Genomic DNA, 25659 nt, shown 5'->3' with positions numbered 1-25659 from the left:
CACCCACAGTGCCAAAAATGCCCGTTCCTGTCTTGTTTGTCCGTGGTTGGCCGCTGTTGGCGCTTGCTGCGATGCTGTCGTTGGTGCCCGAGGCCCATGCCCAAAGGGTTTCGGCCCGCGACCGGGTGAAGATCGAGGCGCTGGAGCAGCGCATGGCCGCCGCCGAGAAGCGTTACAGCGCCGCGCTGGTGCTGGTCAACAACGCCGATCCCAAGGGCAAGAACGAGGGCGATGCCGCACTGGAGGACATGGAGGATGTGATCAGCGCCTGCGTGGCCCAGAAGGGCTGCCAGGTCAGCAACCTGCTGCCTACCTACAAGCGCCTGCTGAAGAACCGCGCCGACAGCCAGGACAGCGAGGGCGACGCGATCGCCAGCGATGGCGGCCTGCTCGAAGCCGACCCGGACCATGTGAGCCCGCTCACCGCCGATGTGCCCGAAGCGGCGCGCGCGGCGGCGTTGCTCAACGACAAGCGGCATGCCTTCGACAGCATGGTCGAATACAACCCGGCCGTGCAGGCCGGCATCCGCCGCTGGCTGACCGACATGCGCCCGGCGTTGATGACCACCTACGAGAACTACCAGAACCTGCGTGCGGTGATGTGGCCGGAGTGGGAAAAGCGCGGCCTGCCCGAGGCGTTGCTGTTCGGAATCATGGCCAAGGAGTCCAACGGCCGCGTGCATGCGTCCTCGCGCGCCGGCGCGGCCGGCCTGATGCAGTTCATGCCGGCCACCGGGCGTCGCTTCGGGCTGGGCCCGGACGGCACCGGCTTTGACACCCGCTTCGACGCGCGCAGCGCCGCCGAGGCCAGTGCCACCTACCTCAACGAACGCATGCGCGAGCTCAACGGCAACGTGGAGCTGTCGCTGGCCGGTTACAACGGCGGCGAAGGCCGCGCCGCGCGGGTGTTCAGGCAAAGCGGTGGCCAGGGCTTCTGGGTGGACAGCGTGTACAACCAGTTCCCCGGCGAAACCAAGGACTACGTGCCGATGGTGATCGCTGCGGCCTGGATCTTCCTGCACCCGCAACAGTACGGCGTGGAATTCCCGAAGCTCAACGCGCAGCAGGCCACCATCCGCCTGGCCAAGTCGACCACCATCTACGAGCTGACCATCTGCCTGGGCAGCGCCGGCACCCGTGACGGCTACATGCGCGCGCTGCGCAACCTCAACCCGCGCTACGAGGCCGATGGCTGGATCCCGGCCGGCACCACGATCAATGCCACCACCCGCATCGCCGGGCTGTACAACCGCTACTGCGTCAGCGGCCCGCGCGCGGACCTGGCCCGCACCCTGATCACCGCCGACCTCAATGCGGCGATCGTGCGCCCGGCCGTGGCCAGTTACACCGGCAACGTGGCGGTGGGCAGCGTGGTGCCGGTGGCGCAGGCGCAGGCCAGCGTCGTGGTGGCCACGCCGGTGGCCCCGGTGGCGGCCCCGGCGCCCAAGCCCAAGGCCAAGCCGGTACGCAGCCACAAGGTGGGCAAGGGCCAGACCTTGGGGGCGATCGCCGACAAGTTCCAGTGCGACGTGCGTGAGCTGGCACGGGCCAACGGCCTGAAGGCACCGGCCTATGCGCTCCGGCAGGGCCAGGTGCTCAAGCTGCAGGGCTGCGGAAAGTAACCGCACCCTCACGGCAACGCGGTAGGCTGCGCGCATCACGCCTGCTGCCGGCCCGCTGCAGCACGTCCATCACCGGCCGCCGCGTCTGCACGCGGCAGCCCCCAGGATCACGCAATCAAGGAAACAAGATGGATACCACCGCGATCAACGAGATGTTCGCCAACATCCGTGAAAACACCGACTGGGACCTCAACGGCCCGATGCTGTGGGGCTACTTCTTCGTCAACACCACGCCCGAACCGCTGCAGGCGCTGGGCGAGAAGCTCACCGCGCAGGGCTATACCCTGGTCGAGGTGTTCGAGCCGGATCTGGAAGAGGGTGAAGCGCCGTACCACGTGCTGCACGTGGAGCGCGCCGAGGTGCATACCGAGGCGTCGCTGGACGCGCGCAACCACGAACTGCAGGCGCTGGCCGAGCAGAACGGGGTGGAAGACTACGACGGCATGGACGTCGGCCCGGTCGAAGACTGAGCGGACATCGACAAGCGCCCCGGGAAACCGGGGCGTTTTCGTTGGATCCGTCGGTAGTGCCGGCCGCTGGCCGGCTCTGCAGAATGTCGGCAGCATCCGAGCATCCGGCCGCTGGCCGGCTCTGCAGAAATATCGGCAGCATCCCGGGCAGCCGGCCAGCGGCCGGCACTACCGGGCATCGGTCAGCGCAACGTCGCGAGCGCCGCGACGATGAGCGCCTCGCCACGCGCCATGATCAGCCCGCCCGAATCATTTCAGGGTAGCCAGCGGCTGCCCCAGCTGCACGGCATGCTCGGCATCCAGGTGCGGGGCGAAGTCGGCCACGCCCGGCGGCAGCAGGATGATCACGGTGGAGCCGTAGTTGAAGCGGGCCATCTCCGCAAACCGTTCCAACGTGATCCCCTTGCCGCGGTAATCCTTGCGCGTGATCGTATCGCCGTAGGCCGGAATCTCTTCACCGCCCCACACCGTTTCCACGCCGGACACCAGCAGCGCGCCGACCATCACCGACACCATCGGGCCGAAGTCGGTGTCGAAGTGGCAGACCAGGCGCTCGTTGCGGGCGAACAGGCCGGGCACGGTGTTGACCGCGGCCGGGCCGACGCTGAACAGCCGGCCGGGCACGTGCACGGTCTCGCGCAGGGTGCCGGTCCACGGCATGTGCACGCGGTGGTAGTCCTTGGGCGAGAGGTAGACGGTGGCGAACAGGCCGTGGTGGAAGACCTCGGCGTCGCCGGCATCGCCGAGCAGTTCGGCGGCGGTGAACGACTGGCCCTTGGCCTGGAAGATGCGACCGTCCTCGATCGCACCGAGCTGGCTGATGCGGCCATCGGCGGGCATCACCAGGGTGCGCGGGTCGGGCGCGGGCACGCGGGCGCCGGGTTTGAGGGCGCGGGTGAAGAACTGGTTGAAGGTGGCGTAGCTGCGCGGATCGGGGTTGGCCGCCTCGGCCAGGTTGACGCCGAACTTGGCGGTGACGGTGTCGATCAGCCAGCGCGAGATCCGCCGGTTGCTGGAATACGCGAGCCGGCGCGCCATGGAGGACAGCAGGCGGTGGGGCAGGACGTAGCTCAGCGTGGTGGTCAGGCTCATGGTGCGGATTTCTCGGTCAGCATCTGCAGGTCGCGGGCAATGGCCTGCGCATTGAAGGGGGGGCGGATCAGGCCGGCGAGCTTGCCGTCCGGGTCGAGCACGGCCAGGCTGGCCGAATGTTCGAGGGTGTAGTCCTCGGGATTTTCATCAAAATGCTTGCCGGGCACCTTCTGGAAGACGAAACCCAGCGAAGTGGCGAAGCGCTCCAGCGAGGGAATGTCGGCGGTGGCGGCCAGGGTGTCCTTGTGGAAGGCATGCACGTACTCGCCGAGCCGGGCGGGAGTGTCGCGTTCGGGGTCCACGGAGATGAACACCAGGCGCGGGCGCAGGCTTTCGGGCTGGGCCTCCCACTGCTTCTGGGCCTGGGCCAGGTCGGCCAGGGTGGTTGGGCAGACGTCCGGGCAGAAGGTGAAGCCCAGGAACACCAGGGTCCAGTGGCCCTTGAGTTCGCCCGGGATCAGGCGGGTGCCGTCGGACTGGCCGAGATTGAAGTCCGGCAGCGGCCGCGGCTGGGGGTAGAAGGTGATCGATTCGGTGGCCGGCCGGTCGCCGGCCGGCGCCGGGGCGAACACCTTCTGGGCCACGACCAGGCCCAGCCCGGCGGCCAGCGCGATGAGCAGGATGATGCCGACATTGCGATTGAACATGGAAAGCCCGTTCCCGGATGGGGCCACCATGATAGGGGTGGTGACGGCCTGGGTGGTTGTTTTGGGGGGGGGGGCGGGTTTCTTCTTCCAGGCCAAAGGCAAAGCTAAAGACAGGGGCAACGGCAACAACCGCTGACCTGTTGGCTCAGTTTGTGGCACCCGTACCGGCGCCCCCACAGGGTGCTGGTGCGCAACGGAGGGCAGGACTCTCCCGGGTGCGTGGGGGCTGCCTTGGTCCTTGGTCTGCACTTCCGTGCGTACCCACCCCCAGTACCCCCACCCATGGAAGACCGGGCAGCTGCTGTTGCTTTCAGGCTCTGGCTTCAGGCCCCCACCGCCTGTTTCTCCTGCAACCGATGCCGGGGGCCATGGGGTCGCCTATAATCGGGGGCCACTTTGTCTGTTGCCTTGCCATGACTGCCGAAACGGCCGCCGAACTCCACACGATCATCGACCTGATCCGCTACGGCACCAGCCGTTTCAACGCCGCCGGGCTGACCTTCGGGCACAGCTACGACAATGCCCTGGACGAAGCTACCCAGCTGGTGCTGCACAGCCTGCACCTGCCGCATGACCTCGGCCCGGCCTATGGCGCGGCCCGCGTCACCACCCCGGAAAAGGCCGACGTGCTGGCCCTGTTCGAGCGCCGCATCAACGAACGCCTGCCCGCCGCCTACCTCACCGGCGAGGCCTGGTTCGCCGGCCTCAGCTTCAAGAGCGACCGCCGCGCGCTGGTGCCGCGCTCGCCGATCGCCGAGCTGATCGAAACCGGTTTCGAGCCCTGGCTGGCCGGCCGTGACGTGCATCGCGCGCTGGACCTGTGCACCGGCTCGGGCTGCATCGCCATCGCCATCGGCCACTACTACCCCAACTGGGAAGTGGACGGCGTGGACCTCAGCGACGATGCCCTGGTCCTGGCGCAGGAGAACAAGGAACGCCTGCAGGCGCACAACGTCACCCTGCTCAAGTCCGACCTGTTCAACGGCCTCACCGGCCGCCACTACGACCTGATCGTCACCAATCCGCCCTACGTCACCAACGATGAGACCGACGCCCTGCCGCAGGAATACTCCTACGAGCCGGACATGGGCCTGCGTGCCGGTCCCGATGGCCTGGACCTGGTCCTGAAGATCCTGCGCGACGCCCCGCTGCACCTCAGCGAAGACGGCCTGCTGATCTGCGAAGTGGGCGAATCCGAACAGCACCTGATCAAGCTGCTGCCGGAAATCGACTTCGCCTGGATCGAGTTCAAGGTCGGCCAGATGGGCATCTTCGCGGTCGAATGCCGCGAACTGATCGCCCACAGCGCCCGCATCACCGAGCTGGCGGCGCAGCGGCCGTGAGTTCCAACAGTTTCGGCAGACTGCTGACCGTCACCACCTTCGGCGAATCGCACGGTCCGGCGATCGGCTGCGTGATCGACGGCTGCCCGCCGGGGCTGGAGATCGGCGCCGACGAGTTCGCCCACGACCTGCAGCGCCGCGCCACCGGCAAGAGCCGGCATACCTCGGCACGGCGCGAAGCGGACGAGATCGAAATCCTGTCCGGCGTCTACGAAGGGCGCACCACCGGTACCCCGATCGCGCTGCTGATCCGCAACACCGACCAGCGCAGCAAGGATTACAGCAACATCGCCCAGCAGTTCCGCCCGGGCCATGCCGATTACAGCTACTGGCAGAAGTACGGCATCCGCGACCCGCGCGGTGGCGGCCGCTCCTCGGCCCGCGAAACCACCATGCGCGTGGCCGCCGGGGTGATCGCCAAGAAGTGGCTGCAGCAGCGTCATGGCGTGAGCGTGCGCGGTTACCTCGCCCAGCTGGGCAGCATCACCCCGACCGGGCACGACTGGTCGGCGGTGGAGGACAACCCGTTCTTCTGGCCGGTCGCCGCACAGGTGCCCGCGCTGGAAAGCTATATGGACGCGCTGCGCAAGTCCGGCGACTCGGTCGGCGCGCGCGTCAACGTGGTCGCCGACGGCGTGCCGCCCGGCTGGGGCGAACCGATCTACGGCAAGCTCGATGGCGAACTGGCCGCCGCGCTGATGAGCATCAACGCGGTCAAGGGCGTGGAGATCGGCGATGGCTTTGCCAGCGTCGCCCAACGCGGCACCGAGCACCGCGACCTGATCAGCCCGGCAGGCTTTGCCAGCAACCACGCCGGCGGCATCCTCGGCGGCATCTCCACCGGCCAGCAGGTCACCGCCTCGATCGTGCTCAAGCCCACCTCCAGCCTGCGCCTGCCCGGCGCCACGGTGGACGCCAGCGGCGCGGCGGTGGAGGTGGTCACCACCGGCCGCCACGACCCCTGCGTGGGCATCCGCGCCACCCCGATCGCCGAGGCGATGATGGCCCTGGTGCTGATGGACCAGGCGCTGCGCCATCGCGCGCAGTGCGGCGATGTCGGTGAGATCAGCCCGCGCATCCCGGGCAGCACCAATGGGTGATCGGCGCCCCAGGGTCTGGGTCAGCCAACCGCTGTTCGACGACGTCGTCGAACAGCTCGGGCAGCATTTCGACCTGGCCACCACCGGTGAGGTCACCGCTTACACCCCGCAGCAGCTGGCCGAGCAACTGGCCGATGTCGATGGCGCGTTGATCACCCTCAACGAACGCATCGGCGCGCCCGAAATCGCCGCGGCCCCGCGGCTGCGCGCGATTGCCAACGTCGGCGTGGGCTACAACAACCTGGATGTCGACGCGCTCAGCGCCGCCGGCATCCTGGCCAGCAACACCCCCGACGTGCTGACCGACACCACCGCCGATCTCGGCTTTGCGCTGCTGATGGCCACCGCCCGGCGCATCACCGAGGCCGAACGCTGGCTGCGCGAAGGGCAGTGGGGCCAGTGGTCGTTCCAGACCATGCTCGGCGCCGATATCCACGGCAGCACGCTGGGCATCCTCGGCATGGGCCGGATCGGGCAGGGCATCGCCCGCCGCGGCGCGCTGGGCTTCGGCATGCGCGTGCTGTACCACAACCGCTCGCGCCTGCCGCAGGCCACCGAGGCCGAGGTCGGCGCGCAGTACGTGGACCTGGACACCCTGCTGGCCCAGGCAGACCACCTGCTGCTGGTGCTGCCCTACAACGCCAGCTCGCACCACATCATCGATGCCGCCGCACTGGCCCGGATGAAGCCCACCGCCACCCTGGTCAACATCGCCCGTGGCGGCATCGTCGACGAGCTGGCGCTGGCCGATGCGCTGGCCAACGGCCGCCTGGCCGCAGCCGGCCTGGACGTGTTCGAAGGCGAACCGAACGTGCGCCCGGCGCTGCTGGCCCTGCGCAACATCGTGCTGACCCCGCATATCGGCAGTGCCAGCCAGGCCACGCGCCGGGCGATGGTGCAGCTGGCGGTGGACAACCTGACCGCCGCGTTGGGCAAGGGCCCCGATGCCGGCAACCCACCGAGCGCGATCAATGCCGACGCCGTGAAAGCCGCCCTGGCCGGCGCTGCGGGCGCGGTCGCCAAGAAAACCGACGACGCAAAACGATAGGGAACCGCGCCCCCGTTGCGAGGTTCCCCGAACCCAGCCCGTGGCAGGTACCAACCGTTGGTTGGCAGACACGCATTCCGGTACCCACCGTTGGTGGGTACACACGCAATCAGATTTCGGCAGGTACCCACCGTTGGTGGGTACACATCCACAAGGCACGGCCGCTACCGACCGCTGGTCGGTACCCCCCAACAAGAGGTTCCCATGAACAATCCAGATCGTCGTTTCCACGTCGCTGTCGTCGGTGCCACCGGCGCGGTAGGCGAAACCATGCTGGCCATCCTGGCCGAGCGCAACTTCCCGATTGGCACCCTGACCGTGCTGGCCTCCTCGCGTTCGGCTGGCGGTGAGATCGACTACCAGGGCAGCAAGATCAAGGTGCAGGACCTGGCCGATTTCGACCCGGCCGGCGTGGACATCGCGCTGTTCTCCGCTGGCGGCAGCGTGTCCAAGGAATTCGCCCCGAAGTTCGCCGCCGCCGGTGCGGTGGTGATCGACAACTCCTCGGCGTTCCGTTACGACGATGACGTGCCGCTGGTGGTCTCCGAAGTGAACCCGGAGGCGATCAGCAAGCGTCCGCGCGGGATCATCGCCAACCCGAACTGCTCGACCATGCAGATGCTGGTGGCGCTGGCGCCGCTGCACCGCCAGTACGGCATCGTGCGCATCAACGTGGCCACCTACCAGTCGGTGTCCGGTGGCGGGCGTTCGGCGCTGGAGGAACTGGGCAAGCAGACCGGCCAGCTGCTCAGCTTCCAGCAGATCGACCCGCAGCGTTTCCCGGTGCAGATCGCCTTCAACCTGATCCCGCACATCGACGACTTCCTGGACAACGGCTTCACCAAGGAAGAAATGAAGCTGGTCTGGGAGACCCGCAAGATCCTCGGCGACGACAGCATCCTGGTGAACCCCACCGCCGTGCGCGTGCCGGTGTTCTACGGCCATTCCGAAGCGGTCACCATCGAAACCCGCGACAAGGTCACCCCCGATGCCGCGCGCGAACTGCTGTCGCGCTCGCCGGGCGTGGAAGTGGTGGACAGGCACGAGGCCGGTGGTTACCCGACCCCGGTCACCCATGCCTCCGGCAACGATGCGGTGTACGTCGGCCGCATCCGCGAGGATCTCTCGCACCCGCATGGCCTGAACCTGTGGATCGTCTCGGACAACATCCGCAAGGGTGCCGCGCTCAACGCCGTGCAGCTGGCCGAACTGGTCGCCGCCGAAGGCTGATCGCCGCGCGCCGATGGCATGGGGATGCCATCGGCGCCTGCATTCAATCATCGCCGATCACGGGGGGAGCCGTTATATTGGCCGCCATGAACAACCGGGCTCCGGGCGCCATGCGCCCGCTCAAGTATGTGTCGACCCTGCTGCTGGCCCTGGCCAGCAGCTCGGCCATGGCCCTGGGCCTGGGCGATATCCGGGTCCTGTCCAAACCTGGCCAGCCGTTGCTGGCCGAAATTCCGGTGATCTCGGCCGATCCGTCCGAGCTGGAAAACCTGCGGGTGGCCCTGGCCTCGCCGGTCACCTTTGCCCGGGTCGGGCTGGAGCGCCCGGCCGGCCTGGTCAGTGAGCTGCAGTTCGAACTCACCCGCAATGCGCAGGGCAGGGCGGTGGTGCGGGTCAGTACCCAGGCGCCGGTCACCACGCCGTCGCTGAATTTCCTGATCGAAGCCGACTGGGGCCAAGGCCGCCTGGTCCGCGAATATTCGGCCCTGATCGATGCGCCCAACAGCGCGCTGGCCGTGGCCGAACCTGAGATCGTCGCCCCGGCCGGGGCGATGTCCAATGCCATCGTGCGCGAGCCCGAACCTGCCCCGGCCGCGGCGCCAGCCGATGCAGCCGTGGCCGAAGCCACGCCAGCCCCGGCCGTACCGGCGGCACCGCGCAACAGCGCGCCACGCGCACCGGCACCGCCACCGGCGGCAAACGTGGCGGCCGATGGCAGCGTCACCGTGCAGCGCGGACAGACCCTGTCCCAGCTGGCCGGCGGCCTGGCGCGCGAGCAGGGCATCAACCGCAACCAGGCGATGATCGCGCTGCTGCGGGCCAACCCGGAGGCGTTCATCCGCGGCAACGTCAACCTGCTCAAGCAGGGCGCGGTGCTGCGCAGCCCCGGCAGTGCCGATGCCGCGGCGATCGATGCCGGCGAAGCGGCGGCGATGGTACGCGAACACACCGCGCAGTGGCGCCAGGCGCGCACCGCGATTCCGCAGCCGGCCAGCAGCGGCGTGGCCGCCAGCCCCGGCCCGGCCACTGCGCCGGCCGCAGCCAACGGTGCACGGCTGGAGATCGCCCCGGCGGTCGCGGCCACCGACAACAATGCAGGGACAACCACCGGCACCGCCGCCGGCAGTGAGGGTGACATGCTGGGCAACGAACAACTGCGCCAGGCCAAGGAAGACCTGGCCACCCGCGATGCCGAGATCCAGGAACTGCGTGGCCGCGTGTCCGAGCTGGAGAAGCTGCAACAGCAGCAGCAATCGCTGATCGCCATGAAGGACAGCGACCTGGCCGCCGCGCAGCAGCGCCTGGGCCAGGCCCCGGCCGCACGCGATGCCGGGGGCGGCTGGTACTGGCTGGGCCTGGGCGTGTTGTTGCTGCTGGTGGCTGGTTGGGCCCTGCTGCGCCGGCGCAAGCCCTCGCCGTTGCCACCGCTGCGCCGCGATGGGCTCGATGCCGCCAGCCTGGCCGCCGCCGTGCCGGCCGCCGATTTCATCGACGAACTGGCCGCCCAGCAGGAGCCGGCCGCCCACACCGACACCGACAGCGATCTGGATGTGGGCAGCGCAGCGGACGAGCCGGCCGCGTGGTCTGCCGAGGGCCTGCGCCGCGAGCCGCTGTTCAACCTCGAACCGCAGCCCGGCCAGCCGGCGGCGCAGGCCGTACACCCCGACACCGAGCACGATGCCCGGGCGGCCGCACCGGCAGCCTACGACGCGCCGCCGGCGCATGCCCTGCAGGCTGCCGCACAGCCGTCCTACCGTGGCGTGTTCGAATACCCCGCCGATGCCGCCGATGCGCCGGTCCAGGCACAAGCCGCCGAACATCCTGCCGCCCAGGCGCAGGCTGCCGATGCCCTGCAGCCCACCCCGGGCCGCGACCGGCTGGAGCTGGCGATCGCCTACCTGGACCTGGGCGATGCCGAAACCGCACGTACCCTGCTGCTGGAAGTGATCGGCAGCGCCGACCCGCACAGCCAGGCCCAGGCGCGCGAACTGCTCGGGCGGTTGGGATGAGCGCCAGCCCGGCCAACCGTGAGCGGCGCCTGGACTACGTGGAGTTCGCCTCCACCGATCCGGCCGCCAGCCGCGCGTTCTTCAGCAGTGTGTTCGGCTGGTCGTTCGTCGACTACGGCCCGGATTACACCGCCTTCGACGATGGCCGCCTGCAGGGCGGATTCTTCCGCGGCACGCCCGGCACCAGCGCGGCCGGTGCGCCGCTGCTGGTGATCTACGCCCAGGACCTGGCCCCGCTGCTGGCGGCCGTCGGTGCCCACGGTGGGCGCGTGCTCAAACCGGTGTTCTCCTTCCCTGGCGGCAGCCGCTTCCAGTTCCTCGAACCGGGCGGCAATGAACTGGCGGTGTGGTCCGAGCGCGACCCGGCCTGATGCCCCGACCGGCCCGGCCGGTTTCTTCCGACTTACAGAGGTTGACCATGCGCTACGCACTGGGCGTGGAATACGACGGCAGCGAATACAAGGGCTGGCAGCAGCTGGGCGACAGCGGTTGCCCCAGCGTGCAGGCCAGCCTGCAGCAGGCGCTGTCCTCGGTGGCCGATGCGCCGATCCAGGTGACCTGCGCCGGGCGTACCGATGCCGGCGTGCATGGGCAATGCCAGGTGGTGCACTTCGACACCGATGCCGTGCGCGATCCGCGCGGCTGGACCCTGGGCACCACCACCCGCCTGCCGCGTTCGATCGCGGTGCGCTGGTGCGTGCCGGTGGCCGAGGATTTCCATGCGCGCTTCTCGGCCCGGGCCCGGCGCTACCGCTACCGCCTGCTCAACCGCCAGGTGCGGCCGGCCTTGAACCGCCAGACCCTGAGCTGGGAGCGGCGCCCGCTGGATGCGGCCTTGATGCATGCCGCCGGCCAGGCGCTGCTCGGCGAGCATGATTTCAGCGCTTTCCGCAGCATCCAGTGCGAGGCCCGGCACGCCCGCCGCGACCTGCAGGCCATCCAGGTCACCCGCCAGGACGAGGTGGTGGAGGTCTGCGTTCAGGCCAATGCATTCCTTCATCACATGGTGCGCAATATCGTCGGTTCACTGATCCTGGTCGGATGTGGGGACAAACCGGTGTCGTGGATGGCCCAGCTGTTGGCCGGCCGCGACCGCACCGTGGCCGGACCGACCGCGCCTCCGCAGGGATTGGTATTCGTTGGACCCTTGTACCCCGACAACTGGCAACTGCCCGCCGAGGTCACCTTATGAGCCGCTCTTTCTATCGCACCCGTATCAAGTTCTGCGGCATGACCCGCGCCGGCGATGTGCGCCTGGCCGGCGAACTGGGCGTGGATGCGGTCGGTTTCATCTTCGCGCGCGACAGCAAGCGGCGGGTGGCGCCGGCCGAGGCCCGCGCGATGCGCCAGGCGATCGCGCCGATGGTCGATGTGGTCGCGCTGTTCCGCGACAACGGCAAGGAGGAGGTGCGCGAAGTGCTGCGCACGGTGCGGCCGACCCTGCTGCAGTTCCATGGCGAGGAGGACGAGTCGTTCTGCCGCAGCTTCAACATGCCCTACCTGAAGGCGGTGGCGATGGGCGGCCGCGACGAGGTCAATGCCCGCCAGCTGCAGGTGCGCTTCCCCAGCGCGGCCGGATTCCTGTTCGACAGCCATGCCCCCGGGGGCGGTGGCGGTACCGGGGTCGCCTTCGACTGGACCCGCCTGCCGACCGGCCTGCACCGGCCGTTCCTGCTGGCCGGCGGGATCACCCCGGACAACGTGTTCGACGCGATCGTGGCGACCCTGCCCTGGGGCGTGGACGTGTCCAGCGGGATCGAGACCGAGCCGGGCATCAAGGACGGCTACAAAATGCGCAAGTTCGTCGAAGAAGTCCGCCGCGCCGACTGCCACGAAGCCGGGTAGCTGCCCGCCGTAGGCCCGGCCAAGCCGTTGCCGACAGCCTGCCGGCCTTGCCGCACAAAGGCTGGAGGTGCGGCTATGGGCGCACGGCTGGATTTCACGTAGCATCCACAGGACAGGGCGCGGCCGGTGAGGCGCGCAGTCGCGGGAAGCCGGAGCGCTTCCCACAGGAGGCGGCCGGCACGGCTGGCCGCCATTGCAGGGAAGACACGGCATGAATGAATTCCTCACTGTCGCGCTGACGTTCCCCACGCTGCCCTACAGCATCGTGCTGGCATTTTCCGTGCTGTACTGGCTTCTGGCCGCGCTGGGCGTGGTCGACCACGGCAGCGGCGGGCATGGCCTGGACCTGCAGCTTGGCGATGATGGCCTGCACGGCATTTCCGGCATGTTCTCGCGGCTGGGCCTGGGCGGTGCGCCGGTCATGCTGGTGATCGCGCTGCTGGCCTTCTTTGGCTGGACCGTCACCTATTTCGTCCACCTGCTGCTGTTGCAGCCATTGCCGGCCACGCTGCGCTGGCTGGCCGGCAGCGCCACCGCCGTACTGGCCCTGCTGCCTGCGATCCCGTTGACCATCCTGGTGCTGCGCCCGGTGCGGCGCCTGCTGCTGCGTCTGCGCCCGGTGGCCCAGGCCTCGCTGCTGGGCCGGGTCGGCGTGGTCGCCTCGCCGCAGGTCACCGCACAGGTTGGCCACGCCAACGTCGATGACGGCGGCGCCGGGTTGATCCTGCAGGTGCGCATCGGTGGCGGTGAGCCGCTGGCCCGCGGTGAGCGGGTGGTGCTGCTGGATTACCTGCCCCAACACAATCATTACCTGGTGGCCCGCGAACAGGACCACCCCGCGCTTTCGTTCCACGCCAGCCTGATTCCGGGCGATAAGGAGATCCAACGATGAGTTTTGCGACCTTGGCCCCGTTCGTGATCGGGGTCGGCATTCTGCTGGTCCTGCTGCTTGGCCTGGCCGGACTGTTCAAGGCCTTCTACCGCAAGGTCGACCAGGGCGTGGCGCTGATCGTCAACGACATGAGTTCCCAGCCCAAGGTGCACTTCACCGGTGCGCTGATCATCCCGGTGCTGTACCGCGCCGAGCTGATGCGGATCAGCCTGATCACCATGCAGATCGACCGCCGTGGCAAGGAAGGTCTGATCTGCCGAGACAACATGCGCGCCGACATCGCCGTGGCGTTCTACCTGCGGGTCAATGAAACCCAGGCCGACGTACTGCGCGTGGCCAAGGCGATCGGCGCCGACCGCGCCTCGGACAAGCATGCGGTCGATGAGCTGTTCAATGCCAAGTTCTCCGAAGCGTTGAAGACGGTCGGCAAGAAGTTCGACTTCACCGAACTGTTCGAAAAACGCCAGGAATTCCGCGACGAGATCATCGCGGTGATCGGCAACGACCTCAATGGCTATGCGCTGGAAGACGTGGCCATCGACTACCTGGAGCAGACCCCCAAGTCGCTGCTGGACCAGAACAACATCCTCGATGCCCAGGGCATCCGCAAGATCACCGAGTTGACCGCCACCCAGAACGTGGTGACCAACGAGCTGGAACAGAACGAAAAGCTGGCCATCACCAAGAAGAACGTCGAGGCGCGCGAGGCGTTGCTGGCGCTGGAACGCCAGCAGGCCGAGGCCGAGGCGCGGCAGAAGCGCGAGATCGAAACCATCCGGGCGCGCGAGGAAGCCGAGACCGCCAAGGTCCAGGAAGAGCAGCGCCTGGTGTCCGAGCAGGCGCGCATCGAAGCGCAGGAAGTGATCGAAATCCGCGAGCAGAACCGCATGCGCGAAGTCGAAGTGGCCGAGCAGAACCGCCAGCGCGCGGTGGCCATCGAATCCGAACGGGTCGAGCGCGCGCGCCAGCTGGAGCAGGTCACCACCCAGCGCGAAGTGCAGCTGCAGGGCGTGGAGCGCGACAAGGTGGTCGAGTCCGGCAAGATGGACGTGGCCAACATCACCCGCGAGCGCATCGCCATCGACAAGACCGTGGCGCAGGAAGAAGAACGCATCAAGGAAGTGCGTGAGGTTTCCGAGGCCGACCGCCTCAAGCAGGTGTTGATCCTGGATGCCGAAGGCAAGGCGCAGGAACTGCTGGTGCGCCAGGTCAAGCAGGCCCTGGCCGGCGAAACCGCGGCCAAGCACCGCGCGGTGGAAATCACCACGCTGGCCCAGGCCGAACACGAAGCGGCCGGCAAGCAGGCCGAAGCCAAGCGCCTGCTCGCCGACGGTACCCGTGCCGAGCAGGCCGCCCCGGGCCTGGCCGAAGCGCAGGTGCGCGAAGCCTCCGCGCTGGCGATCGAAAAGGTCGGCATCGCCGAGGCAAGGGTGATCGAAGCCAAGGCCGAGGCCCACCTCAAGCAGGGCACCAACGAGGCGCGGGTGCTGGCCGAGAACCTGCAGGCGCAGGCCAAGGGCGAAGAGCAGATGGGCCTTGCCCGTGCCACTGCGACCGAATCGCTCGGCGGCGCCGAGGCCGGCGTGGTGCAGAAGAAGCTGCTCGCCGAAGCCGAAGGCCTGGTCCGCAAGTTCGAGGCGATCGCCTCGCTCAGTGACAGCGCACGCGGCCACGAAGAGTTCCGCATGATGCTCGACAACAGCCTCAAGCAGGCGCTGGCCTCGATCGAAGCCGGCAAGGAAGTCTCGCGCGAGAACGCCGGGGTGATCGCCAGCGCGCTGGCCAATGCCGATATCGACCTGGTCGGAGGCGACGGTGGCATGTTCGAGAACCTGATCAAGGCCGTCTCGCTGGGCAAGTCGATCGAGGGCCTGGCCGACAAGAGCCCGATCGTGCAGGACCTGATGCAGCGCTACCTGGGCGTGACGGCGCGCCAGGACAGCCCACGCAAGCTCACCGAACAGCCTGCCGAGGCGGTGCCGACGGTGACCGCCGCCGTGGTCGAAACGCGCTGAATCCAGCGTCCCGAACAGGCGGTGGCTGCTGGCCGCCGCCGCGTCATCACCGGCCGGCTCGCCCGGCCGGTTGTCCGTGAGCCGGAAGGAAGCCGATGTCCGATACCGCCAACCATCCCGACCCGTCCGCCGCCGATGCCGCCAGCGTCGACCAGGCTGTCGCCCAGGGCGGCGCCTATGAAGTACTGCGCCGCCGCCTGGTCGAGCAGGGCAGCGGCCTGCGCGGCATTGCCGATGCACTGAACCGGCAGCGCCTGGTCGAGTTCGGCGACAGCCGGCTGGAAGTCACCGGTCGCTTCCGCATCCGCAGCGAGAACAACTGCGTTGGCCGCGACATCGTGCAGGTCGGCCCGGACCTGCTGCTGTTCGGCTACAACGTGTTCATCGGCCTGAAAACCCAGACCCGGGTCGAGGACGTGTTCGGCCTGTACCGGCTGGTGCAGGCCGGGGACGGCTATGACGTGGTGCCGGTCGAGGCCAAGGGCAGCTTCCTGGCCCAGCCGGCCTTCGTGCACGACTTCGGCGAGCTGTATGCCTATTACAAGCACGCACGCCTGCTGCAGCTGATCGTGATCGGCGACAAGCTGCTGGCCGCGTTCCAGATCGGCGAACGCAGCAGCGACGTGCGCGTGTTCCGCTGGGCGCTGGCCCGCGATGGCGCGTTGACCTACCTTGATGCCCGCGGCGAGCGCGATATCGCCCTGCCGCCGCCATTCGATTTCGAATGGACCCGGGCCACCCGCGACATGGCCGTCAACGGCCGCCATGCGCACCTGAACATCCTCGACACCCTGTTCGTGGAAACCACCGGTGGCGATCTCACCATCAAGGTCGAGAACAACACCGAAAGCGGGCAGGGCGTCTACAGCGAACCGGTCGAGGACAGCACCCAGTCGCTGGACGATGCGCAGTTCGACTTCGCCCGAGTCGGCTCGCTGATCCTGCTCAAGGTGCTGCCGTACCGCGAAACGGTCTGGCGCGGCCTGATCTACAACACGCTGACCGGCAACATCATCCGCAACGATGCGATCGTGCAGGCCTGCGTGCAGCTGCCCGAAGACCACGGCATCATCTTCCCGGGCGGCTACTACCTGCAGAGCGGCGAGCACAAGGCGTTCGACGCGGCAATGGACGGCATGCAGTTCAAGCGTGCCATCCGTTCGCCCAACGGCGAGGACATGCTGTACATCTTCTACGAGCGCGAAGGCGGGCGCTCGGCGCTGTTTGTCTACAACACCATCCAGCGGGTGCTGCAGAACCCGGTGTTCGGCCATGGCTATGCGTTCCTGCACGACGGGCGCATGGTGCTGTTCCATGCCGAAGGCAGCGAGCCTACCCGCATCCACGCCATGCAGGTCTGGCAGACCCCGTTCAGCAGCGACGAGTTCGCCGCCAGCCGGCCGCCCGGCAATACGTTCATGGGCCGGATCGGCAACGCCGAACTGGTCCGCGGCATCTCCAACCTGTTCGACCTGGCCCGCACCATCGAAGGCGACGACGTCTCGGTGCAGCGTTACCAACGCTTGGTGCAGGACACCCGGCGGCTGTTCGACGCCCACCATTGGCTGGACGATGCGCAGTGCGGCGGCGCGGTCAGCCTGTTGCGGCAGATCAGCAGCACCGGCGAATCGGTGCTGGACGAATACGAGAAAGTGCAGTCGATCCGGCAGCAGTCGGCGCAGGCCATGGCCCAGGCCCAGGTCGCGCAGAAGGCGCTGCTGACCCGACTGCAGCCGGAGAATTGGACCCAGGTGCAGGAATTCGTCGAGGCGCTCAATGCGATCTCGACCCAGCGCGGCCAGTTGCTGACCATCCGCGACTACCGCTACATCGACACCGGCCTGATCGATGCAATGACCGCCGCGCTGCAGCAGGCGCACGACAGCATCGGCGCGGCCACCGGTGCGTTCCTGGCCGGCGACGCCGCGCTGGCCCCGCTGGGCGAGCGCCTGCAGGCGCTGGACGCCGCTGCCCAGCAGGCCGGGAGCGCGCGCGTGCTGGACGAGCAGTTGGCCGGCATGCGCGCCATGTCGGCCGACCTGGACATGCTGTCCGAGCTGATGGCCGGGCTGAAGGTGGACGATGCCACCGCCCGCACCCGGGTGGTGGAAGCGATCTCGGCGGTGTATGCGCGGTTGAACCAGACCCGCGCGCGCGCCGAACAGCGCCGCCGCACGCTGGGCTCGGCCGAGGCGGTGGCCCAGTTCGCCGCGCAGTTCGCGCTGTTCTCCCAGGCCATCACCAGTGCGCTGGCGATGGCCACCGATCCCGAGCGAGCCGATGAACAGATGTCGCGCCTGCTGGTGCAACTGGAGGAGCTGGAAAGCCAGTTCGGCGAGCACGAGCAGTTCCTCGGCGACATCCTGGCCAAGCGCGAGGAGCTGATCGAGGCGTTCGAAGCGCACAAGCAGATGCTGCTGGACGAGCGCCAGCGCAAGGCCCGCTCGGTGCTGGATGCGGCCACCCGCATCCTGGACGGGCTGGCCAAGCGCACCGAGCGGTTCGGCAACAGCGACGAACTCAATGCGTTCTTCGCCGGCGACCCGCTGATCCTCAAGCTGCGCGAACTGGCGCAGCGCCTGCGCGACCTGCGCGATAGCGTCAAGGCCGATGACATCGAGTCGCGCCTGAAGGGCGTGCGCGACCAGGCCGTGCGCGCGCTGCGCGACCGCAGCGAGCTGTTCGAGGCCGGCGGCAACGTGGTGCGGCTGGGGCCGCGGCACCGCTTCAGCGTCAACACCCAGCCGCTGGACCTGACCCTGCTGCCGCGTGGCGATGAACTGGCCATCCACCTGACCGGCACCGACTTCCTGGAGACCCTGCAGGATCCCGAACTGACTGCGCTCAAGGCGTATTGGCACCTCAGCCTGGATTCGGAATCGTCGTCCCTGTACCGCGGCGAATACCTGGCCGGCAGCGTGCTGCAGGCGGCCATGGAGGGCCGCGACGGGCTGGACCTGGCCGCCCTGCAGCACGCCGCCGCCGAGCCGGAGGCGCTGGACCGCCAGGTGCGCGACTTCGCCGCGCCGCGGTACCGCGAAGGCTATGAGCGCGGCATCCACGACCATGATGCCGCCGCCATCCTGCGCGCGCTGCTGCCGCTGCAGCAGGCTGCCGGCACCCTCGTGCATGCCCCGCGTGCGCGCGCACTGGCCATGTTGTTCTGGGCTGCACAGCAGCGCCGCGATGACGTGCAGCAATGGCCGGCACGCCAGGCCGGTGCCGATGCGATCGCCCGCCTGTTCGATTCGCGCGAAGGCCAGCTGGCCCTGCGCGCGGAAATGGCCGCCGCGCTGGCCGCGTTCAACCAAGACAACCAGCTGCCGTTCAGCGCCGCCGACCACGCCGCCGCGGCGGCCTACCTGGGCGAGGAAATGGCCGCCGGTGAACCGGTGTTCGCCAGCAGCCGCTATGCCCTGGCCTTGATCGAGGCGCTGGGCCAGCAGTTGCAGGCCGCCGGCCAGCGCGAGGCGCTGGAACGCGCGCTGCTGCGCGAGCAGGACGGGTTGGCGGCGCGCTGGGCGCTGGCCGGGCAATGGCTGCGCGCACTGTGCCGCATGCCCGGCCTGCTCGACCACGCCGGTTATGCCGACGAAGCGGCCGCGCTGCTGCTGGTGCAGCGCGCATTGCGTACCCGCGCCAGCGACACCGCACTGCTGGTCACCGTCGAGGGCCTGCTTGGCGAACACCCGCGCATCGTGCAGGGGCGGCTGTCGCTGGCGCTGGATGATTTCCTGGCCCGCCTGCAGCAGCACACCGGCGTGTTCGTGCCAGCCTTCCACGCCTACCAGGCGGTCCGCCAGCGCATCGTCAGCCGTGAACGCGATGCGCTGCGGCTGTCCGAGTTCAAGGCCAGGCCGCTGTCCTCGTTCGTGCGCAACAAGCTGATCAACGACGTCTACCTGGGCGTGATCGGCGACAACCTGGCCAAGCAGATGGGCACGGTCGGCGAAAACAAGCGCAGCGACCTGATGGGCCTGCTGATGATGATCTCGCCGCCCGGCTACGGCAAAACCACCCTGATGGAATACGTGGCGCACCGGTTGGGCCTGGTCTTCATGAAGATCAACGGCCCGGCGCTGGGCCATGAGGTGCGCTCGCTGGATCCGGACCAGGCGCCGGATGCCACCTCGCGGCAGGAGCTGGAAAAGCTCAATCTGGCGCTGGAGATGGGCAACAACACCATGCTGTATGTCGATGACATCCAGCACACCCATCCCGAATTCCTGCAGAAGTTCATCTCGCTGTGCGACGGTACCCGCCGCATCGAAGGCGTGTGGCGCGGGCGCACCCGCACCTACGACATGCGCGGCAAGAAATTCTGCGTGGTGATGGCCGGCAACCCGTATACCGAATCCGGCGAAGTGTTCAAGATTCCGGACATGCTGGCCAACCGCGCCGACATCTACAACCTCGGCGACGTGCTTGGCGGCATGGAAGATGCCTTCACCCTGAGCTACATCGAAAACAGCCTGACCTCCAACCCGGTGCTGGCCCCACTGGCCACCCGCGACATGGCCGACCTGTACCTGCTGGTCGAGCGCGCGATGGGCAAGGAGGTCTCCACCAATGCGCTCAGCCACGCCTACAGCGGCGCGGAGATCAACGAGATCGTGGCCACCCTGCAGCGCATGCTGCGCGTGCGCGACGTGGTCTACCGGGTCAACCAGCAGTACATCGCCAGCGCCGCGCAGGATGACCGTTACCGCACCGAGCCGCCGTTCCGGCTGCAGGGCAGCTACCGCAACATGAACAAGCTGTCGGAGAAGATCTCGCCGGTGATGAACGAGGCCGAGCTGCAGCAGCTGGTATCGGACCATTACCAGGGCGAGGCGCAGCTGCTGACCACCGGTGCCGAAGAGAACCTGCTCAAGCTGGCTGAACTGCGTGGCCTGCTGCAGGGTGCCGAGCTGGAGCGGTGGCAGCAGATCAAGCGCGATTTCCTGCGCAACAAGGCGATGGGCGCCGACGACAGCGATGTCGGCGGGCGCGTGGTGGCGCAGCTGGCCGATATCGCCGGCGCGCTGCAGTTGCCACCGCCCACCCCCTTGGCCTCGCCCGAGCCGGCGCCCTGGCCGGCCTTGCTGGCCGCGCTGGAGCGCCTGTCGGCTGCCCGCGCCACGCCGGCGCCGGTGGCTGCCGCCGCACCTGCGCCGGCCGAGCCGCTGGCGGCCGGCCTGCAGGCCGGATTGGCGCCGCTGCTGCAGTTGCTGGGGCAATCTCACCAGCAGCAGGTGCGCACCGGTGAAACCCTGGCGTTGCTGGCCGGTTGGGTGCGCCAGCAGATGGACGCCGAGCCGGTGGCCCGCCAGCGCCCGCGCGCGCGGCGCGCGACCACGCCGGAAGAACGTGCACTGGATGAAGCCTTGATGCGCCACTTCTACGGCGAGGCGGCGGGCACCGACACGCCGGTTGGCGACGATCCCCGATGAGCACGACGCTGCCGCCACCGCCTGCAGCCGCGCAGGCCGGCGCGCAGCCGGTGGCGGCCCTGGCCGCCTATGGGCAGCCGTTGCTGCAGGCCATCGCACAGCAGGCAGGCGGGCAGGGCGTGGCGGGGCCGAGCAGCGCCGGCGAGTTGATCGCGGCACTGGCGTCGATTGCACTGGCCCTGCAGTCGGCCGATCCGGCGCGGTTGCGCCGGCAGACCGGCTGGTGGGGCCGGCTGCTTGGCCGCGATGTCGAACGCCAGCTCGACGCCGATGCGCTGCAACCGCAGCTGGGCGTGCTGCTGGTACGTACGCAGGACAGCGCCGTCCGCCTGCAGGCCGGCAGCGCGCAGCGCCAGGGCGCGATCGCCGCCAGCGAACAGGCCGCGTGGGTACTGGAGCAGTGGATCGCCGCCGGCAACGCGCTGCTGCCCGCAGTGGCCGATGCACAGGCGCAGGCCGTGCTCGCACAGCGCCTGGACCACCTGCGCCGATTGGCCGCCCTGCAGCGCAGCGAAGCGGCCCAATGGCAACTGCTGCAGGCGCAGGATGAGGCCCTGCTGGCGCGCTTCCGGCGCATCGCCGAAGTGTTGCTGCCGGCCTGGAAACAGGCGGCGCTGGCCCGGCACGCACAGGACCAGGCCGCCCGCGACCGGCAGGCCGCGCAGCTGCAGGCGCAGATCGCCGACGAGGTGGCCGCAGCGCAGGCTAGACTCCCGTGAACCACTTGCCCTTACCGGTGCGCCATCGTCGGCCGCCACCCAGCATGGAGATCCACCGATGAGCCAGGACCCGCAGGACCATCCGGCGTTGCCGGTCACCGTTGCCGATGCGCTGGACGACAGCGCGCTGCAGGCGCTCGGCCTGGGCCGCGAAGACCTGCCCCGGATCGCCGAGATCGGCCGCAGCCTGGAGGATATCCGCCCGGGCAACCTGCAGGTGTTCGGGCGCGAGGCAGCCTCCAAGACCGCCGCGTTCTCCAGCCAGCTGCTGGACCAGGTGCGCAATCGCGACCTGGATGCCAATGGCGACAAGCTCGGCGAAGTGGTGCGTATCGCCCGCTCGCTCAAGCTCGATGGCCTGTCCGAACGCTCCCGGGTGCCGGTGATCGGCGGCCTGATCGACAAGCTGCGCGCGTCCAAGGGCGAGCTGGTGCAGAAGTTCAGCGACACCAACCGTCAGATCGAACAGTTGATGGGCGATGTCGGCACCCAGCAGGCGCTGATGGGCCAGCGCGTGGGCGAGTTCGACCGCATGCACGAGATCGTGCGTACCGAGCGCCATGCGCTGGGCCTGCACATTGCCGCCGGCAAGCGCCGCATCACCGAGCTTCGTACCGAACAGCAGGCCGCGCTGGGCCAGGACGACCCGCAGCTGCGGATCCGCCTGGGCGAGCTGGACAATGCGATCCGCCTGCTCGACAAGCGCGTCGGCGATCTGCTGGTGATGCAGCATGCAGCCGACCAGTCGCTGCCGATGATCCGCCTGATCCAGGCCAATGCGATCCTGTTGATCGAAAAGTTCAACACGGTCCGCGACATCACCATTCCGTCGTGGAAGCGCCAGTTCGCCATCCAGCTGTCGCTCAGCGAGCAGAAGAACGCGGTGGCGTTGTCCAACGCCATCGACGATGCGACCAACGAGATGATGCGCCGCAATGCCGACCTGCTGCGCCAGACCACGGTGGAGACGGCCAAGGCCAACCAGCGTGCGGTGATCGACGTGGCCACCCTGCGCCATGTGCACGAGCAGCTGATTGCCACGGTGGAAGAAGTACGCAGCATCCACCACGAAGGCATGCAGCAGCGGCAGCAGGCCGAAGTGGAGCTGGCGCGGCTGCGCGACGACGTCCAGCAGCGCCTGGCGGCCGGTACGTAAGCGCATTCGCACTTACGTCCCATGGTGGGCTGCGCACACCATGGGCCCCGGTTCATCAGCACCCACACCCTGCGCCTGTCGGCGCGCCCCCTGACTCAGGGGGCGGGCTGCTCCCACGATCCGGTAGATCCACGCCATGCGTGGATGCTTGTGGTTACCCCGCCAACTGCTGCTGCAACCACCCGGCCAGCACATCCACCCGTGCATCCACCGCCCCGTCGGGCGTGGCCAGCACCCAGAACCCGCCGGTGGCGCCAAATCCCCACGGGGCCAACAGGCGGCCGGCGGCCAGCTCGTCGGCCACCAGCGGCTCGGGCGCGATCGCCACGCCCAGCCCGGCCACGGCGGCCTCCAGCAGGTAATACAGGTGCTCGAACCCACTACCCAGCTGCAGCTGCGCCGGGTCCAGCCCATGCGCCAGCGCCCACGCCGGCCACGCCTGCGGGCGCGAGGCGGTATGCAGCAATGCTTCGCCGAGCAGGGCCGACGGCGGCTGCCGGCGCAACCGCGCCGCCGCCGGGTGCTGCGGGCTCACCACCACGCCCACCCGCTCGGGCGCCAGCTCGCGCACCTGCCAACCACGTGGCCACGGCGGCTGGGCCAGCAGCAGCACCGCGTCCAGGCCGCGCTGGGCGTCGGTGAAGCTGCCGTCCTGGGCCGACCAATGCAACGCCAGCTGCGGCAGGTCGCGCTGCAGCGCCGGCAGGTGCGGAATCATCCAGCGCGCCAGGATGCTGCCGCTGCAGCCCAGCACCAGCGCGTCCGGCCGCTGCTGGCGCTTGAGCGCGCCCACCGCCTCGCGAATCTGCCCGAACGCGCCCTCGCAGGCACTCTGCAGCTCGGCGCCGGCCCGGGTCAGGCGCAGCCCGCGCCCATCGCGTTCGAACAGGGCCACGCCCAGGTGGTCCTCCAGCACCCGCAACTGCCGGCTGATCGCGCCATGGGTGACATGCAGGGCCTGCGCGGCGCGGCCGACCCCGCCCAGGCGGGCGGTGGCCTCGAAGCTGCGCAAGGCGTTGAGCGGGGGCAGGGGCTGGTCGCTCATGTGAGTTTTCCTGACGGGTCGTCGCAGATATTATCGATATTCCCGTCATGACATGTGCGTTAAATTGGCAGCCTGTCTCCACCGGCTGTCGCGCCATGTCCGCATCCCCGATTACCGATTTCCACGCCTACCCCGACGCCCAGGGCCATTTCGGCCGCTACGGCGGCAGTTTCGTCGCCGAAACCCTGATCGGGCCGCTGCAGGAACTGGCGGCAGCCTACGATGAAGCGCGCCGCGATCCGGCCTTCATCGCCGCCTACGACAAGGACCTGACCCACTACGTGGGCCGGCCCAGCCCGATCTATCACGCCGAGCGGCTCAGCCGGCAGGTCGGCGGTGCGCAGATCCTGCTCAAGCGCGAAGACCTCAACCACACCGGCGCGCACAAGATCAACAACACCATCGGCCAGGCCCTGCTGGCCGCGCGGATGGGCAAGACCCGCATCATCGCCGAGACCGGCGCCGGCCAGCATGGCGTGGCCAGCGCCACCGTGGCCGCACGGCTGGGCCTGGAATGCGTGGTGTACATGGGCGCCACCGACATCGAGCGGCAGAAGATCAACGTCTACCGGATGAAGCTGCTCGGCGCCACCGTGGTGCCGGTGACCTCCGGCTCGGCCACGCTCAAGGACGCGCTCAACGAGGCCATGCGCGACTGGGTCACCAACGTGCGCGACACCTTCTACATCATCGGCACCGTGGCCGGCCCGGACCCGTATCCGCGCATGGTGCGTGACTTCAACGCCATCGTCGGCCGCGAAGCGCGCGCGCAGATGTTCACCGACTACGGCCGCCTGCCCGATGCGATCACCGCCTGCGTCGGCGGCGGCAGCAATGCGATCGGCCTGTTCCATGCCTTCCTCAATGACCGCGACGTGCGCATCGTCGGTGCCGAAGCGGCCGGCGACGGCATCGAGACCGGCCGCCATGCCGCCTCCATCGCCGCCGGCCGCCCGGGCGTGCTGCATGGCAACCGCACCTATGTGATCTGCGACGACGACGGCCAGATCACCGAAACCCACTCGGTCTCGGCCGGCCTGGACTACCCCGGCGTGGGCCCCGAGCACGCGTTCCTGGCCGATGCCGGCCGCGCCGAATACGTGGGCATCACCGACGAGGAAGCCCTGGCGGCGTTCCACCAGCTGGCGCACAGCGAAGGCATCCTGGCCGCGCTGGAGTCCAGCCATGCGGTGGCCCAGGCGATCAAGCTCGCGCGCGAGCTGCCCCGCGACAACCTGGTGCTGTGCAATCTGTCCGGTCGTGGCGACAAGGACGTGCATACCATCGCCGCGCGCGAGGGCCTGATCCTGTGAATCCACTGCTGCGCCAGGGAAGTGCGCTGCTGATGGTGGTCGGCCTGGGCGGCTGCACGCCGCCGGATCCGCCGTTGCTGGCTGCCGCCCCGGCGGCGCCGGCCATCGCCCCGGCCCGGGCGCCGGCCGGCGACGATGACGACATCGCCAACCGCCCGATCCAAGACGACCCGGCGCCGGCGGCCATGGCCGCCACCGGCGAGGCGGCGCCGTCGGTGGTATCGGTGGCCCTGGACCATGCCGGCGATATCGTGATCGGGCAGCGTTTCACCGCCGCCGATGCCGACGCCCAGTGGCATTCGGCCGGCCTGGGCGAGGCCGGGCCGGGCAGCTGCGAGTACTACGAGCGCGGCAGCCTGCCCGAAGGGGTGTCGATGATGGTCGAAGACGACCACGTACAGCGTTTCGACCTGACCACGCTGGACGGCTCGGACGAAACCATCACCCAGGCCGGCCCGTTCGGGCTGCGCCTGGGCATGTCGCGCGCCGAAGCACTCAAACGCCTGCCCGGCGGCAGCACCGAGCGGCCGCACGCCTACGACCCGGAAACGGGCGTGTACCTGACCTGGCAGGACCCCGGTTCGGATCTGGCGATCCGGCTGGAGATCTTCGACGGGGTGATCTCCACCCTGTACTGGGGCGCCAGCGGCGCCGTTGAATTGATTGAAGGATGTGCCTGAG

General features: G+C 68.8%; 20 protein-coding genes. 17 read left to right on the top strand and 3 right to left on the bottom strand.

What is annotated here, in order from left to right; translation table 11 throughout:
• Nucleotides 1-17 precede the first annotated feature (17 nt).
• Both AC3ITM_RS13285 and AC3ITM_RS13280 read left to right on the top strand, forming a co-directional pair.
• Nucleotides 18-1622, top strand: a complete 1605-nt coding sequence (locus AC3ITM_RS13285) for a transglycosylase SLT domain-containing protein (RefSeq protein ID WP_489265614.1) — start codon at nucleotides 18-20, stop codon at nucleotides 1620-1622.
• Nucleotides 1623-1750: 128 nt separating this feature from the next.
• Nucleotides 1751-2092 (top strand): ribonuclease E inhibitor RraB, encoded by a 342-nt coding sequence (locus AC3ITM_RS13280; protein ID WP_489265612.1) that lies wholly within the window; start codon nucleotides 1751-1753, stop codon nucleotides 2090-2092.
• A 249-nt stretch (nucleotides 2093-2341) separates the two neighbouring features.
• Here AC3ITM_RS13280 and asd read toward each other — a convergent pair whose 3' ends face one another.
• Nucleotides 2342-3184, bottom strand: coding sequence for an archaetidylserine decarboxylase (gene asd / locus AC3ITM_RS13275; RefSeq protein ID WP_489265610.1), 843 nt, complete (start codon nucleotides 3182-3184; stop codon nucleotides 2342-2344).
• Complete coding sequence (locus AC3ITM_RS13270) at nucleotides 3181-3831, bottom strand: SCO family protein (protein WP_489265608.1); 651 nt, start codon at nucleotides 3829-3831, stop codon at nucleotides 3181-3183. Before AC3ITM_RS13270 ends, asd begins: the two co-directional genes overlap by 4 nt.
• Nucleotides 3832-4244: 413 nt before the next feature.
• On the opposite strand from AC3ITM_RS13270, the gene prmB reads away from it, so the two are divergent.
• The 13 genes from prmB (at nucleotide 4245) to AC3ITM_RS13205 (ending at nucleotide 22620) form a co-directional block, all read left to right on the top strand.
• Nucleotides 4245-5174 carry a 50S ribosomal protein L3 N(5)-glutamine methyltransferase gene (prmB, locus tag AC3ITM_RS13265; RefSeq protein WP_489265606.1) on the top strand — a complete coding sequence of 310 codons (930 nt, stop codon included), beginning with the start codon at nucleotides 4245-4247 and terminating at the stop codon, nucleotides 5172-5174.
• A complete protein-coding gene (aroC, locus tag AC3ITM_RS13260) occupies nucleotides 5171-6274 on the top strand; it encodes a chorismate synthase (protein WP_489265604.1) in 1104 nt (367 codons plus the stop codon). Before prmB ends, aroC begins: the two co-directional genes overlap by 4 nt.
• Nucleotides 6267-7322 carry a 2-hydroxyacid dehydrogenase gene (locus AC3ITM_RS13255; protein WP_489265602.1) on the top strand — a complete coding sequence of 352 codons (1056 nt, stop codon included), beginning with the start codon at nucleotides 6267-6269 and terminating at the stop codon, nucleotides 7320-7322. The genes aroC and AC3ITM_RS13255 overlap by 8 nt, the downstream gene beginning before the upstream one ends.
• A 204-nt stretch (nucleotides 7323-7526) precedes the next feature.
• Nucleotides 7527-8552 carry an aspartate-semialdehyde dehydrogenase gene (locus tag AC3ITM_RS13250; RefSeq protein WP_489265600.1) on the top strand — a complete coding sequence of 342 codons (1026 nt, stop codon included), beginning with the start codon at nucleotides 7527-7529 and terminating at the stop codon, nucleotides 8550-8552.
• Between the two features lie 86 nt (nucleotides 8553-8638).
• Nucleotides 8639-10561 (top strand): FimV/HubP family polar landmark protein, encoded by a 1923-nt coding sequence (locus AC3ITM_RS13245; RefSeq protein WP_489265598.1) that lies wholly within the window; start codon nucleotides 8639-8641, stop codon nucleotides 10559-10561.
• Nucleotides 10558-10932 carry a VOC family protein gene (locus AC3ITM_RS13240; RefSeq protein WP_489265596.1) on the top strand — a complete coding sequence of 125 codons (375 nt, stop codon included), beginning with the start codon at nucleotides 10558-10560 and terminating at the stop codon, nucleotides 10930-10932. The genes AC3ITM_RS13245 and AC3ITM_RS13240 overlap by 4 nt, the downstream gene beginning before the upstream one ends.
• Nucleotides 10933-10979: 47 nt before the next feature.
• On the top strand, nucleotides 10980-11753 hold the full coding sequence (truA, locus tag AC3ITM_RS13235; protein WP_489265594.1) for a tRNA pseudouridine(38-40) synthase TruA: 774 nt from the start codon (nucleotides 10980-10982) through the stop codon (nucleotides 11751-11753).
• Nucleotides 11750-12406, top strand: a complete 657-nt coding sequence (locus tag AC3ITM_RS13230; protein ID WP_228884364.1) for a phosphoribosylanthranilate isomerase — start codon at nucleotides 11750-11752, stop codon at nucleotides 12404-12406. The genes truA and AC3ITM_RS13230 overlap by 4 nt, the downstream gene beginning before the upstream one ends.
• A 211-nt stretch (nucleotides 12407-12617) precedes the next feature.
• Nucleotides 12618-13298 carry a hypothetical protein gene (locus tag AC3ITM_RS13225; RefSeq protein ID WP_489265592.1) on the top strand — a complete coding sequence of 227 codons (681 nt, stop codon included), beginning with the start codon at nucleotides 12618-12620 and terminating at the stop codon, nucleotides 13296-13298.
• Entirely contained in the window at nucleotides 13295-15313 is a 2019-nt protein-coding gene (locus tag AC3ITM_RS13220) for a flotillin family protein (protein WP_489265590.1), read from the top strand. The genes AC3ITM_RS13225 and AC3ITM_RS13220 overlap by 4 nt, the downstream gene beginning before the upstream one ends.
• Before the next feature lie 95 nt (nucleotides 15314-15408).
• Nucleotides 15409-20745, top strand: coding sequence for a DNA repair ATPase (locus AC3ITM_RS13215; protein WP_489265588.1), 5337 nt, complete (start codon nucleotides 15409-15411; stop codon nucleotides 20743-20745).
• The gene (locus AC3ITM_RS13210) at nucleotides 20742-21464 is read left to right on the top strand and encodes a hypothetical protein (protein WP_489265586.1); all 723 of its coding nucleotides are present in this window, start codon (nucleotides 20742-20744) and stop codon (nucleotides 21462-21464) included. The genes AC3ITM_RS13215 and AC3ITM_RS13210 overlap by 4 nt, the downstream gene beginning before the upstream one ends.
• A gap of 58 nt (nucleotides 21465-21522) precedes the next feature.
• The gene (locus tag AC3ITM_RS13205) at nucleotides 21523-22620 is read left to right on the top strand and encodes a toxic anion resistance protein (RefSeq protein WP_489265584.1); all 1098 of its coding nucleotides are present in this window, start codon (nucleotides 21523-21525) and stop codon (nucleotides 22618-22620) included.
• 154 nt (nucleotides 22621-22774) lie between these two features.
• Here the strand turns inward: AC3ITM_RS13205 and AC3ITM_RS13200 are convergent, their stop codons facing one another.
• Nucleotides 22775-23665, bottom strand: coding sequence for a LysR family transcriptional regulator (locus tag AC3ITM_RS13200; RefSeq protein WP_489265583.1), 891 nt, complete (start codon nucleotides 23663-23665; stop codon nucleotides 22775-22777).
• Between the two features lie 95 nt (nucleotides 23666-23760).
• Here AC3ITM_RS13200 and trpB point away from each other — a divergent pair, with 95 nt between their 5' ends.
• Both trpB and AC3ITM_RS13190 read left to right on the top strand, forming a co-directional pair.
• A complete protein-coding gene (gene trpB, locus AC3ITM_RS13195) occupies nucleotides 23761-24978 on the top strand; it encodes a tryptophan synthase subunit beta (RefSeq protein ID WP_489265581.1) in 1218 nt (405 codons plus the stop codon).
• A complete protein-coding gene (locus AC3ITM_RS13190) occupies nucleotides 24975-25658 on the top strand; it encodes a hypothetical protein (protein ID WP_489265579.1) in 684 nt (227 codons plus the stop codon). Before trpB ends, AC3ITM_RS13190 begins: the two co-directional genes overlap by 4 nt.
• Nucleotide 25659: the final 1 nt, after the last annotated feature.

Source organism: Stenotrophomonas sp. KH_029 (assembly GCF_057839765.1).
This window is presented reverse-complemented; position numbering and strand designations above follow the sequence as displayed.